General features: G+C 73.9%; 10 protein-coding genes. 3 read left to right on the top strand and 7 right to left on the bottom strand.

Annotation, left to right across the window (positions count from 1 at the left end; genetic code table 11):
- Window positions 1–124: 124 nt before the first annotated feature.
- Window positions 125–754: a TMEM175 family protein gene (locus ACFVIU_RS05595; protein WP_385840805.1), complete on the top strand. Its 630-nt coding sequence runs from the start codon at window positions 125–127 to the stop codon at window positions 752–754.
- Here ACFVIU_RS05595 and ACFVIU_RS05600 read toward each other — a convergent pair.
- Together ACFVIU_RS05600 and ACFVIU_RS05605 are read right to left on the bottom strand one after the other, a co-directional pair.
- Window positions 749–1,177, bottom strand: coding sequence for an acyl-CoA thioesterase (locus ACFVIU_RS05600; protein ID WP_385840806.1), 429 nt, complete (start codon window positions 1,175–1,177; stop codon window positions 749–751). The two genes, ACFVIU_RS05595 and ACFVIU_RS05600, sit on opposite strands and share 6 nt — an antisense overlap.
- A gap of 81 nt (window positions 1,178–1,258) precedes the next feature.
- Window positions 1,259–1,879 (bottom strand): hypothetical protein, encoded by a 621-nt coding sequence (locus ACFVIU_RS05605; RefSeq protein WP_385840807.1) that lies wholly within the window; start codon window positions 1,877–1,879, stop codon window positions 1,259–1,261.
- A gap of 278 nt (window positions 1,880–2,157) precedes the next feature.
- On the opposite strand from ACFVIU_RS05605, the gene ACFVIU_RS05610 reads away from it, so the two are divergent.
- Window positions 2,158–6,321 (top strand): molybdopterin-dependent oxidoreductase, encoded by a 4,164-nt coding sequence (locus ACFVIU_RS05610; protein ID WP_385840844.1) that lies wholly within the window; start codon window positions 2,158–2,160, stop codon window positions 6,319–6,321.
- Window positions 6,322–6,336: 15 nt separating this feature from the next.
- Here the strand turns inward: ACFVIU_RS05610 and ACFVIU_RS05615 are convergent, their stop codons facing one another.
- From ACFVIU_RS05615 to ACFVIU_RS05635, 5 genes are all read right to left on the bottom strand, one after another.
- Entirely contained in the window at window positions 6,337–6,936 is a 600-nt protein-coding gene (locus ACFVIU_RS05615; RefSeq protein ID WP_385840808.1) for a histidine phosphatase family protein, read from the bottom strand.
- 35 nt (window positions 6,937–6,971) lie between these two features.
- Entirely contained in the window at window positions 6,972–8,132 is a 1,161-nt protein-coding gene (locus ACFVIU_RS05620; protein WP_385840810.1) for a serine hydrolase domain-containing protein, read from the bottom strand.
- Between the two features lie 94 nt (window positions 8,133–8,226).
- Entirely contained in the window at window positions 8,227–8,790 is a 564-nt protein-coding gene (locus ACFVIU_RS05625; protein ID WP_385840811.1) for a DUF4232 domain-containing protein, read from the bottom strand.
- A gap of 39 nt (window positions 8,791–8,829) precedes the next feature.
- Window positions 8,830–10,635, bottom strand: coding sequence for a trypsin-like serine protease (locus ACFVIU_RS05630; protein ID WP_385840812.1), 1,806 nt, complete (start codon window positions 10,633–10,635; stop codon window positions 8,830–8,832).
- 168 nt (window positions 10,636–10,803) lie between these two features.
- Window positions 10,804–12,012, bottom strand: coding sequence for a pyridoxal phosphate-dependent aminotransferase (locus ACFVIU_RS05635; RefSeq protein ID WP_385840813.1), 1,209 nt, complete (start codon window positions 12,010–12,012; stop codon window positions 10,804–10,806).
- An 81-nt stretch (window positions 12,013–12,093) separates the two neighbouring features.
- Here ACFVIU_RS05635 and ACFVIU_RS05640 point away from each other — a divergent pair, with 81 nt between their 5' ends.
- Complete coding sequence (locus tag ACFVIU_RS05640; protein WP_385840814.1) at window positions 12,094–12,720, top strand: winged helix-turn-helix transcriptional regulator; 627 nt, start codon at window positions 12,094–12,096, stop codon at window positions 12,718–12,720.
- Window positions 12,721–12,810 lie beyond the last annotated feature (90 nt).

Here is a 12,810-nt window from a genome sequence, read left to right on the forward strand (position 1 = left end):
GTGTGGGGGGGGGGTTCTGCCCCCCGCCCCCCCGACTTATCTCCCCCCCCTGTGACCCCGGGCGGGGGGGGGGCCAAGAGCCAACCCGACACCGCCCCCCCCCGCCGTGGGGCACGCTGGGGCCATGAACGAATCCGGCCGGGTCGAGGCCTTCAGCGACGGGGTGTTCGCCATCGCCATCACGCTCCTCGTCCTCGACATCAAGGTGCCCAGGACCGGCGAACACGGCGGCCTGTGGCAGGCGCTCGGGGCCCAGTGGCCCTCCTACGCCGCCTATGTGGTGAGCTTCCTGGTCATCGGCATCATGTGGGTCAACCACCATCAGGTCTTCAGCTATGTCACCCGCGTCGACCGCACCCTGATGTTCCTGAACCTGCTGGTGCTGATGGTGGTGGCCGCGGTGCCCTGGCCGACGGCGCTGCTCGCGGAGTATCTGCGCGAGGGCGCCCGGGCCGCACACACCGCCGCCGCCGTGTACAGCCTGGTGATGGTCCTGATGGCCCTCGCCTTCCAGGCCCTGTGGTGGCATCTGACCCGTACCGGCCACCTCTTCGACGCCCGCGTGGACACGGCGGCCGCCCGTGCCACCCGCGCCCGCTTCGCCCTGGGCTCCCTCGGCTACCCGCTTACCGTGGCGCTCTCCTTCGTCTCGGCGCCCCTGACGCTGGCCGCCCACGGGCTGCTGGCCGTGTACTACGGCTTCAACCAGATCGCCGTACCGACCCATGGGGACTCCGGCCCGGACGCGTCATGACGGCAGCCCGAACAGGGCGGGATCGGCGGCCAGTTCCCGGAACACCCTGCCGGGATCGGCGACCAGCCTGCGCTCCTTCAGGTCCAGCAGCCCGCCGACCCCGGTGACCTCCGCCGCGAGCGTGCCGTCGGCCTTGCGGATCTCCTGCACCACCCGGAAGGTCTTTCCGCCGCCCCACTGGAACGCGCAGGTCACGTCGGCCTCTTCACCGGCGCGCAGCTCCCGCAGATAGCGGATCGTCGTCTCCAGCGCCACCGGACCCACCCCGGTGCCGATCAGTTCGGCCTGGGTGATTCCGGCGGCCTGGAGCAGCGACCAGCGGGCGTGCTCCGCGTAGTTGAGGTACACCGCCTGGTTGAGATGGCCCTGCACATCGGTCTCGTAGCCGCGGACGGTCACCCGCACGGCGAACGGCTCACTCATGAACACCCCTGGTGTGTACGGCAATTCGGGTACGGCATCGCGTGGACGCCGCGACGGCCGCCCCCGATCCTGACACGCCCGTCACACCCGGCGCGGCGAGGCCAGCAGATAGCGGGCCCGGGTCCGCGGCTCGGTGTACTCGCCCGACTGCCATCCCGCCCGCTCCAGCGTGGCCGCGCAGGCCGCCAGCGTCCCGGCGTCCGGCGCGTACACGGCGACCGCCTCCGGCTGCGGGGTGGCGCGCACCCGGTACCCCTCCGCCGACCGGTCCGCCGGGTGGTGCCCGGCCGCCTCCAGGGCGAGCGCGGCGGCCCGCACCAGATGCGCCCGCTCCCAGCCGCACGGCCGGTCCACGGCACCGTCCGGGTTGGTCATCCGGCGCAGCTCCAGCAGCCCCTGCCAGGCGCTGTGCACCTCCCGCTGCCGCTCCGGGCCGGACACCGGGTCCTGGCGCGCATCGCCGACCCGCGCCGCGAACACCCCGGTGTCCGGCGCGGGTTCCGGCGCGGCGGCGGGTGCCGGTTCGCGTATCCGGTGCCCGGCGGGGGTGAGGAAGTGGTCGTGCGGCGGCCGCGGATGCCGGAACGCGAGCCCGTGCCGCACCAGCGCCGCGAGCTGGGCCGGGGTCCCGCGCAGCCGGCCGGTGACCGGATCGGCGGCCTCGATCACACGCCGCTGCGCGGCGCTCGGCGGTCGGGTCACGGCACACTCCTTCCCGGCGGGCCGCCCCCCCCCGGACGACCCCTCCCTCCGCAGCGTACGACCCCCCTCTGACAACGCCCGCCCCCGTCAAGCTGCCCTGTGCAGTCCACCCCTTCCCGGTGGACACCGCCCGGCCGGGGCCGGTGCTCACATCCGTCCGGCCCGATCTGTGCGGCGGGATTTACCCCTCGTGAGCGGGCCGGGAGACACCCGTGTAATGAGCGGTTCGTACGATTCCGGAGGTGGGTTCGGACAGAGCACAGCGAAGGGAGACGCCGGTGGCCGCGCCGGGCTCGGGGAACGAGGGCACGACGAAGGTGCGCACCGTCTGCTCGTACTGCGGGGTGGGCTGCGGGCTGGTCCTCGACGTCGGCACCGGACCCGACGGGCGCCGTACGGTCCTGAGGGCGAGCGGCGACAAGGAGCATCCCGCGAACTTCGGCCGGCTGTGCACCAAGGGCGCGACCACGGCCGACCTGCTCGCCGCCCCCGGCCGGCTGACCACCGCCCTCGTCCGGCGGGACCGCGGCGAGGAGCCCCGGCCCGCGCCGGTGGCGGACGCCGTCGCCGAGACCGGCCGCCGGCTGCGCCGGATCGTCGACGAGCACGGCCCCGACGCCGTCGCCCTCTATGTCTCCGGGCAGCTGAGCCTGGAGGCGCAGTATCTGGCGAACAAGCTGGCCAAGGGGTTCATCCGGACCAACCGCATCGAGTCCAACTCCCGGCTGTGCATGGCCAGCGCGGGCACCGGCTACAAGCTGTCCCTGGGCGCGGACGGGCCGCCCGGCTCCTACCAGGACCTCGACGCGGCGGACGTCTTCCTCGTCATCGGTTCCAACATGGCCGACTGCCACCCCGTCCTCTTCCTGCGGATCATGGAGCGGGTGAAGTCGGCCGGCGCCCGGCTGATCGTCGTCGACCCGCGGCGCACCGCCACCGCCGACAAGGCCGACCTGTTCCTCCAGATCGCCCCGGGCACGGACCTGGCCCTGCTCAACGGCCTGCTGCACCTGCTGCACGCCGAGGGCCGCACCGATCCCGAGTTCATCGCCGCGCACACCGAGGGCTGGGAGGAGATGCCCGCCTTCCTCGCCGACTACCCGCCCGCCACCGTCGCACGGATCACCGGCGTCCCGGAGGCGGACCTGCGGGAGGCGGCGCGGCTGATCGGCGAGGCGAAGGAGTGGACGAGCTGCTGGACGATGGGCCTCAACCAGTCCACGCACGGCACCTGGAACACCAACGCCCTGGTCAACCTGCACCTCGCCACCGGCGCGATCTGCCGCCCGGGCAGCGGGCCGTTCTCCCTCACCGGCCAGCCCAACGCCATGGGCGGCCGGGAGATGGGCTACATGGGACCGGGCCTGCCCGGACAGCGCTCGGTGCTCGTCGACGCCGACCGGGCCTTCGTCGAACAGCTGTGGGAGCTGGAGCCGGGCGCCCTGCGCGCCGACGGCGTCGGCCGGGGCACGGTCGAGATGTTCCGGCAGATGGCCGACGGCGACATCAAGGCGTGCTGGATCATCTGCACCAACCCGGTCGCCTCCGTCGCCAACCGCAAGACGGTCATCGAGGGCCTGGAGGCCGCCGAGTTCGTCGTCACCCAGGACGTGTTCGCCGAGACGGAGACGAACGCCTACGCCGACGTCGTACTGCCCGGGGCGCTGTGGACCGAGACCGAGGGCGTGCTGGTCAACAGCGAGCGCACGCTCACCCTCGCCCGCCCGGCCGCCGATCCGCCCGGCGAGGCCATGGCGGACTGGCGCCTGATCGCCGCCGTGGCCCGCGCCATGGGCTACGAGAAGGGGTTCGCGTACGACAGCGCCGAGGAGATCTTCGAGGAGATCAAGCGGGCCTGGAACCCGGCGACCGGCTGGGACCTGCGCGGAGTGAGCTACGAGCGGCTGCGGACGACCCCGGTGCAGTGGCCGGCGGCGACCCCGGACGGGCCCGACCGCAATCCGATCCGGTACCTCGACGAGAACGGCTCGCCGGTCTTCCCCACCCCGAGCGGCCGGGCGGTCTTCCACGCCCGGCCGTATCTGCCGGCCGCGGAGATGCCCGACGACGACTACCCGTACCTGCTCAACACCGGCCGGCTCCAGCACCACTGGCACACCCTGACCAAGACGGCCAGGGTCGCCAAGCTGAACCGGCTCGCCCCCGGCCCCTTCGTGGAGGTGCACCCACGGGACGCGGCCGCCCTGGGGCTCGCCGACGGCGACTCGGTGGAGGTCGCCTCGCGGCGCGGGCGGGCCGTGCTGCCCGCGCTCGTCACCGACCGGGTCAGGCCGGGCTGCTGCTTCGCGCCCTTCCACTGGAACGACCTGTTCGGCGAGTACCTGAGTGTCAACGCGGTGACCAGCGACGCCGTCGACCCGCTGTCGTACCAGCCCGAGTTAAAGGTGTGCGCGGTGTCGCTGACCAAAGTGAGCACCCCGGTGACGGTACGCACGCCCGTGCCGGCGGCCAGCGCGGCCAAGACCCGCGGGGCCACGACCCCGGCGGCCACGACACCGGCGGGTGGCGCGTCGGCGCCGACGCTTCCCGGGGGCCGCTCCGCCGGGTCCGCTGCCGCCGCGTTCGGGCTGGACCCCGCAGCGGCGCCTCCCGTGCTCGCCGAGCACGAACGCCGCTATCTGAGCGGCTTCCTCGCCGGTATCCCCTCCGGCGCCCCGGGCATCCCGGTGCTGCCGCCGGACGCCCCGTTCAGCCCGGAGCACGCCCTGTGGGTGAACGGCGTCCTGGCCGGGATGTACTCCAGGGCCGAGCAGGCCCCCGCGCCCACCGGCGCGGCACAGCCCCGGGACGGATCCGCCCGCCGTCAGGTGGTGATCCTCTGGGCCTCGCAGACCGGCACCGCCGAGGAGTTCGCGACCGCCGCGGCCGAGCGGCTCACCGCCGAGGGCCATCCCGTCTCCCTCCTGCCCATGGCCGACACGGCCCCCGCCGCGCTGCCCGCCGAGGCCGACCTGCTGCTGATCACCAGCACCTTCGGCGACGGCGACGCCCCGGACAACGGCGCCGGGTTCTGGGACGCCCTCGCCGCACCCGACGCCCCGCGCCTGCCGGGCAGGCGCTACGCCGTGCTGGCCTTCGGCGACTCCTCCTACGACGACTTCTGCGGGCACGGTCGCCGCCTGGACCGGCGGCTGGCCGAGCTGGACGCGGTACGGCTGGTGCCGCGCACCGACTGCGAACCGGACTACAGGACGGCGGCCGAAGCCTGGCTCGACCGGGTACGCACCGCGCTGAACGCCCCCGGGCAACCGGCCCCCAACCCCACCCGCATCCCCGCCCCCGCGGCACCCCGGCCCGGCCGGGCCGCCCCGGTCACCGCCCGCCTCACCGGCAACCGCCTGCTCAGCCGGCCCGGCGCCGGCAAGGAGGTCCGGCGCTTCACCTTCGACACCCGCGACAGCGACACCCCGCTGGTCTACGAGGCCGGGGACGCGCTGGCCGTCCACCCCGTCAACTGGGCGGAGACGGTGACGGAGTGGCTGGTCGTCACCGGCCTGGACGCCAACACGGCCGTGCGGCTCGACGGCGTCGGGGAGCTGCCCTTCGCCGAGGCCCTGCTGCGCCACCTGGACATCACCCGGATCGCCCCCGGCCTGCTGCGCTTCGCCGCCGACCGCGCCCACGACCCGCGCGAGCTGCGCAAACTCCTGCGCCCGGACAACAAGGACGAGCTGGCCAAGTGGTCCTGGGGACGCCAGGCCGTCGACGTCCTCGCCGAGTTCGGTATCCGGGCCGGGGCGCAGGAGTGGGCGGACGTGCTGGGCCGGCTGCAACCCCGCCTGTACTCCATATCCTCCAGTCCGCTGACCGACCCCCACCGGGTGTCGGTGACGGTCTCCGTGGTCCGCTACGAGAACCCGGCCGGCCGGCCCCGCCAGGGGGTGTGCTCGCCCTTCCTCGCCGACGCCGAACTTGACACCCCGGTGCCGGTACGGGTCCAGCGGGCACCGCACTTCCGCCCGCCCGCCGACCCGGCCGTACCGGCGGTGATGGTGGGCCCCGGCACCGGCATCGCCCCCTTCCTGGGCTTCCTGGAGGAACGCCGGGCCCGCGGCCACCGCGCGCCCAACTGGCTGTTCTTCGGAGAGCAGCACCGTGCGACCGACTTCTACTACGAACAGGAGCTGGCCGCCTTCCTCGCCGACGGCACGCTCACCCGCCTGGACACCGCCTTCTCCCGCGACCAGCGCACAAAGATCTATGTGCAGGACCGGATGCGCGAGCACGGCCCGCTGCTGTGGTCCTGGCTGCGGGACGGCGCCCATCTCTACGTCTGCGGCGACGCCTCCCGCATGGCGAAGGACGTGGACCGGGCCCTGCGGGAGATCGCCGTCCTGCACGGCGGCCTCGACGAGGCGGAGGCGGAGACCTACGTCAAGCAGCTCACCGCCGACAAGCGGTATGCCCGGGACGTGTACTGACCGCCGGCCGACGGGTCAGCCGGGCGGACGGATGTTCCAGCCCGCGATCACCGGGCGGGCGTGTTCCGTGCCCAGGCGGCACAGTGCCCCCGTGGCCAGCTGGAACAGCGCCCCGTGCCCGGGCGGCAGGCCCAGCCGGCGGGCGGTGAGCACCCGCAGGAAGTGGCCGTGGGCGATCAGCACCACGACCCCCTCCGTGTTGGCGAGGGCGGCGTCGGCCTTGGCGAGCATCCGGTCGGCGCGCTCCCCGACCTGTTCCGGTGTCTCACCCGGATGCTCCGGCGGCCCCGGCGCGACCCCGTCCGTGAAGAGGAACCAGCCCGGCCGGTCGCGCTGGATCTCCATGGTGGTGACCCCCTCGTACCCGCCGTAGTCCCACTCGCACAGGTCGGCGTCGACGCGCGCGTCCGGGATGCCGATCAGCTCGGCGGTCTCCCGGGCCCGTTGCAGCGGGCTGACGAACGCGGCGCCGATCCGGTGCGAGCGGACCAGCGGCACCAGCCGGCGCGCCTCCTCCCGGCCGTGCTCGGTGAGCGGCACGTCGGTCCGGCCGGTGTGCCGTCCGGACCGTGACCACTCGGTCTCACCGTGCCGGACGAGAAGGAGGTCACCCACGTCCGCGCCCTTTCCGCTCGCCTGTCAGCACCGTGTCACAGGGCCCCCGCGGCCCGCAGGACGGACTGCGCCAGACGGCCGTTCTCCACCGCCGCGCCCACCCCGGAGGGGAAGGCGAACCGGCGCCGGGTGTAGCCGTACGCGATCCCGCTGTCCGGGTCGGCGAAGCCGAGCGAGCCGGTCGCGCCGCTGTGCCCGAAGGTGCCCTTGCCGAGGTGCGGGTAGAGCCCGGCGACATGCTCGAAGCCGAGCGCGAAGTGGTCCTCGGAGCCGGTCACCAGGTCGGGGCCGCCGGGCGTGCGCAGCGCGCCGAACAGGGCCACGGTGTCGGGGGTGAGCAGCGCCGGCCTGCCGGCCAGCCCGTCGACGGCGGCCGCGTACAGCCCGGCGGTCCCGCGCGCGTTGCCCACCACACCGGAGGACGCCGGTCCGAGGGCCCGCACCCGGGGGTGGTTGCCGAAGGCCACCAGGTCGGTCGGCTCGGGCCCGTGCGCGTTGAAGGCGATGCCCCGGAAGCTGTCCGGGGCCATGGCCCGCGCCTTCAGCAGCTCGGCCTCCTGCGGAGTCGGCCGCAGCGGCTGGACCTCCGCCCAGCGCGGCTCGAGGTCCGCCGGCAGCCCGAGGTGCAGGTCGAGGCCGTACGGCGCCCGGATCCGCTCCTCGTACACCTCCTGGAGCGTCCGGCCGGTCGCCCGGCGCACCACCTCGCCGGTGAGCGCGCCGATGACGAAGGCGTGGTAGCCCCATTTGGTGCCCGGCTCCCACAGCGGCCGGCGGCCCGCGAGCCGCGCCGCGACGAGCCGGTCGTCGGCCAGTTCCTCGACGGTGAAGGGCTGTTCGGCGTCACCGACCAGTCCGGCCCGGTGCTCCAGCAGCTGCCCGAGGGTCAGCCGGTCCTTGCCCTCGGCGCCGAACTCCGGCCAGTACGCGGCGACTTCCCGGTCCAGGTCGAGCACCCCCTCCTGCACCAGCAGCGCCACGACCAGGTGGGCGGCGCCCTTGGCGATGGAGTACAGGGTCGTCAGGGTGTCCCCGTCGACGCCGTCGCCGCCCCACAGGTCCACCACGCGGCGCCCGTGCCAGTACACCGCGAGCTGGGCCCCCGGGTCGTCCCGCTGCTCGGCGAGGACCGCCGCGAACTCCTCGCGGACGCCCTCGAACCCCTCGGCCACCGTCCCGTGCACGTCGATCGGCATCTGTTCCCCCTGTCGGTGATCAGTCACGGAGATCACCAACACGGGCCGGTACCCGGGGCATTCCCGGGACGGCGGGCGGCCGCCCCGGCCGGGGTCAGGAGCCGGCCGGGGTGAGCCGCGGCGGTGCCATGGCCAGGGTCTGTCCGCAGGCGTCGATCGAGGCGGACCGGTGCCGGGTGTCCGTCACCGGCACGGTGGCGGCGCCGGAGTCGTGCGGGGCCCGGACCACCGCCTCGCTCTGCCGTACGCACCAGTCGTCCGCGCCCTTCGTCCCGCGGCGCGTGTAGCGCAGGTCGACGGTCACCGTCCGCCGCGCGCGCTCGGGCAGGGTGAGGGCGTTGCCGCCGCCGTGCCCGGCGCCCTCGATGCTGTCCGCCTTGCCGTTGTGGATCTCCAGCGCCGGGTAGCCGTGGAACTCACAGGGGGTGGAGCCCTGGTTGACGGCGGTCAGCCGGGCCCGGCCCGGGCCGGCGCTGCCGAGGACGGTCAGGGTCCAGGTCAGCGCGGCGGTCCGGCACGCCCGCAGAGGCGTGGCCGGCTCGGCGGTCAGGGTGGTGCTCGGGGTGGTCGAGACCGTGGCGCTCGTCCCGCAGGCCGTCAGCAGCAGGCCGGTGGTGAGTGCGGTGAGGGCGCCGGTCAGCCGGGTCGTCGCTCGCATGGTTCCCCCTTCGGTAGCGTCGATGTGGTCGGTGGCCGGTCAGCTGCTCGGCGGCGCGACCAGCGTGTTCTCCGTGCCGAGGGAGGTGGCGCCGGTCTCCGCGTACAGCGTGGTCTCGCCGTCGGACCAGCGCACGAGCAGGTCGTTGCCGGTGTGGTCGGAGGTGAGGTCGCCGGCGGCCATCACCTGGGCGTGCTGCCAGGTGGTGTTGGGGCCGCGCAGCCGGGTCCGGGTGCCGAGCCCGGTGGCCGAGACCCCGGCGTAGCTGTCGAGCGAGCCGTCGGTCCAGCGGACGAGCACATCGGCGCCGGCCCGGCCGCCGAAGGCACCGCCGCTCAGCAGCGCGGCCTTGGTCCAGGTGCCGTTCGCGCCGAGGAGCCGCTTGCCGGTGCCGAAGGAGCCGGAGCGGATCCCGGTGTACAGCACCAGGCTGCCGTCGGACCGGCGGACCAGCAGGTCGGTGGCGCCCTTGGCGCCGTGGAACTGTCCGGCGGTGAGCTGGACGGCGTTCTTCCAGTCGGAGTTGGGCTTGGCCATCTGCACCTCCCGGCCCACCCCGGAGGGGCCGAGATCCGGGTAGAGGGTGACCTCGCCGTCGGACCAGCGCACCAGGAGGCCCGGCCGGCTGGCGCCGAAGAGGCCGCCGGTGATGCTCCGGGCGTGGGTCCAGGTGGTGTTGGCCTTGGCCACCCGCCGCTCGGCGGCGAACCCGCCCTGACCGTCCCCGGGGAACAGGGTGACCCCGCCGTCGGCCCAGACGACGAGGACGTCGCCGAAGCCGTCGCCGGTGTAGTCGGCGGAGGCCATCAGCGAGGCCGTGCGCCAGCGGGACGCGCCGCCGGGCAGCAGCAGCCCGTGGTACGCCGGCAGCCCGGCGGGCGGGTCCTGGCCGGCCACCGCGTCCGCGAGGAGCTGGGCGGCGGCGTCGCCGAACGCCGGGGCGTAGCTGATGTAGTCGACGTTCGCGTCGTTGCCGCCGCCGTTGTAGCCGCCGAGGTTGCCGATGACGTGGCCGGTGCGGCCGTCGTCCTGGTAGTCGGTGATCCAGGGGCTGCCGGACACTCCGCCGTAGTAGCCGCCGCAGACCATGGCGAGCTGCCGGTAACCGGGCAGCTGCTTCGTCGGCACGGTGCACTTGACGGCGCGTCCCGCGCTGTTGTGGCTGTACGACGGGTAGCCGACGACGGTGACGTTCTTCTGCGTGTAGCCGCGCGGCCGGGTGAAGGTGAGGCCGCCGCCCACCGCGTCCTGGAGGCTCTGGCCGCGCTGGTTGGCCGACACCCGGGCGAACGCGGTGTCCAGGTCGGACGCGGCCTTCTTGGTGGTGGTGGACCCCTTGTCGGGCACATAGCGGGGGTCGATGTAGACGTGCTGGATGTGGAAGATGCCGTACGGCTGCTGGTCGGGGCCGGCGCCCTGCACGAACTGCGGGACGAAGATGTAGTCGCCCTTCATGCTCAGCGCGCAGTGGGCGGCGGTGAGGACGATGTTCCGCGCGGTGGTGTCGATCACGCTGCCGGTGCAGTGCCAGGTGGTCCCGCCCGGTCCGTCGGAGCCGAAGAAGGTGCCCACCAGGCGGGTCCCCTTGAACGGGGTGCCCTGCGGGCGGCCCGTCGCCGCGACCGCGGGTCCGCTGCCGCCCGGGGCCGCCCGGCCCCCGTCCAGCGGCGCGGCGTCCGCCATGCGCTGCGCCGTCCAGAACCGCGCGGCGTCCCGGGCCTCCTGTCCGGCGCCGGGCCGGGGCGGCGGGGCCGTCCCCGCCTGCGCGTCCGGGGTGGCGGCGCCGGTGAGCGCCGCCGCGCACAGCACGGCGACGGACGTCCGGCGTATTCGGTACGTGAACAACGGTGCCCCCTGATCTGACCGACCGGTCCGGGGGGAACGGGGCTCGGCGGTGCGGCGCTGGTCGGGCGCGGCACCGGGAGCCTGTCGGCGCCTGCCCGTGCAAAAGCCCCCCGGTCGTGCGGGCAGATCTTCGCACGGATGCGCGAACGCAGGGAAACCGGGAGCGGGCTACTGCCGGTATCCGCCGAGGAAGCGCCCGATCCGGCCGATGGCCGCCTCCAGGTCCTCGGCGTGCGGCAGGGTGAGGATGCGGAAGTGGTCGGGGGAGGGCCAGTTGAAGCCGGTGCCCTGGACCACCTGGATCTTCTCGCGCAGCAGCAGGTCCAGGACGAACTTCTCGTCGTCGTGGATCGGGTGCACCTTGGGGTCGATGCGCGGGAAGGCGTACAGGGCGCCCTTGGGCTTCACACAGGACACGCCGGGGATCTCGTTGAGCCTCTCCCAGGCCACGTTCCGCTGCTCGTGCAACCGCCCGCCGGGCAGCGTCAGTTCGCGGATGGACTGGCGGCCGCCGAGCGCGGCCTGGATGGCGTACTGCGCGGGGGCGTTGGCGCACAGCCGCATGGAGGCCAGCATGGTCAGGCCCTCCAGGTAGTCCTTGGCGTGCTGCCGAGGGCCGGTCACCACCAGCCAGCCGGAGCGGAAGCCGGCCACCCGGTAGGTCTTCGACAGGCCGCAGAAGGTGAGCACGACCAGGTCGGGGGCGAGCGCGGCGGCCGAGTGGTGGACGGCGTCGTCGTACAGGATCTGGTCGTAGATCTCGTCGGCGAACACCATCAGGCCGTGCCGGCGGGCCAGGTCGAGGATGCCCTCCACGACCTCCTTGGGGTAGACCGCGCCCGTGGGGTTGTTCGGGTTGATGATGACCACGGCCTTGGTGCGGTCCGTGATCTTCGCGGCCATGTCGGCGAGGTCGGGGGTCCAGTCGGCCTGCTCGTCGCAGAGGTAGTGCACCGCCTTGCCGCCGGCGAGCGTCGTGACGGCCGTCCACAGCGGGAAGTCGGGCGCCGGGATGAGGATCTCGTCGCCGTCCTCGACCAGCGCCTGTACGGCCATGGAGACCAGCTCGGAGACGCCGTTGCCGAGGAAGACGTCGTCGACCCCGACCTCCAGGCCCAGGGTCTGGTAGCGCTGGGCGACCGCGCGGCGGGCGGAGAGGACGCCGCGCGAGTCGGTGTAGCCGTGCGCCTGCGGCAGCATCCGGATCATGTCCTGGAGGATCTCCTCCGGCGCCTCGAAGCCGAAGGCCGCGGGGTTGCCGGTGTTCAGGCGCAGCACACTGTGGCCCGCCTTCTCCAGCGCGTCCGCGTGCTCGATCACCGGACCGCGGATCTCGTAGCAGACCTCGCTGAGCTTGTTCGACTGCCGGAACTCCATGCGCCCCTCCGGAAACTCGTGGTGCTTGGTTTTACCAAGTTCGAGCTTGGAAAGTCCAACAAGTTGTCTAGACTGCGTCGCATGTCACCACGCCGAAGCTACGACCAGTACTGTTCCGCAGCCCGTGCGCTCGACCTGGTCGGCGATCGCTGGACCCTGCTGATCGTCCGGGAGCTGCTGGCGGGTCCGCGCCGCTACACGGACCTGCACGCGGACCTGCCCGGCGTGAGCACGGACGTACTCGCCTCCCGGCTGAAGGACATGGAGCGCGACGGACTGGCCACCCGGCGCCGGCTGCCCCCGCCGGGCGCGGCCTACGTCTACGAACTCACCGACCGCGGCCGTGAGCTGCTGCCGGTCCTCCAGGCGCTGGGCACCTGGGGCGAGCGGGAACTGGGCGAGCGGCGCCCCACCGACGCCGTCCGCGCCCACTGGTTCGCCCTGCCGCTGCTGCGCGCCCTGGAGGGCGAGGGCCTCGTCGAGGTCCGCCTGGACGAGGGCACCTTCCACCTCCGCCTCGGCACGGACGAGGGCCCGGTGTACGGCGACGGCCCCGCCCCCGCCGAGCCCGACGCGCGGCTCACCCTGGACGCGGAGACCTGCGAGGCGCTGGCCCGCGGCGAGACGACCCTCCCGGCCGCCGCCCGCACCGGCCGGCTTCAGGTGACCGGCACCGGCCCCCTCGCCAAGGCGCTGCACAGCGGTTGAGCCCCCGCACCCGAGGCGCGCGGGTGACCGGGAAAGGCGAAGGCCCGCCTCGCGGCGGGCCTTCTGAACAGACGTCGGGTCGGGCGTTCG

The sequence above is a fragment of the Streptomyces sp. NPDC127190 genome (assembly GCF_042672505.1).
GTDB lineage: Bacteria > Actinomycetota > Actinomycetes > Streptomycetales > Streptomycetaceae > Streptomyces.

Bases quoted from the DNA above. Each gene is read 5' to 3' on its own strand.
- ACFVIU_RS05595 (WP_385840805.1), top strand. From the start codon at position 125: ATGAACGAATCCGGCCGGGTCGAGGCCTTCAGCGACGGGGTGTTCGCC.
- ACFVIU_RS05600 (WP_385840806.1), bottom strand. From the start codon at position 1,177: ATGAGTGAGCCGTTCGCCGTGCGGGTGACCGTCCGCGGCTACGAGACC.
- ACFVIU_RS05620 (WP_385840810.1), bottom strand. From the start codon at position 8,132: ATGCCGATCGACGTGCACGGGACGGTGGCCGAGGGGTTCGAGGGCGTC.
- ACFVIU_RS05625 (WP_385840811.1), bottom strand. From the start codon at position 8,790: ATGCGAGCGACGACCCGGCTGACCGGCGCCCTCACCGCACTCACCACC.
- ACFVIU_RS05635 (WP_385840813.1), bottom strand. From the start codon at position 12,012: ATGGAGTTCCGGCAGTCGAACAAGCTCAGCGAGGTCTGCTACGAGATC.
- ACFVIU_RS05640 (WP_385840814.1), top strand. From the start codon at position 12,094: ATGTCACCACGCCGAAGCTACGACCAGTACTGTTCCGCAGCCCGTGCG.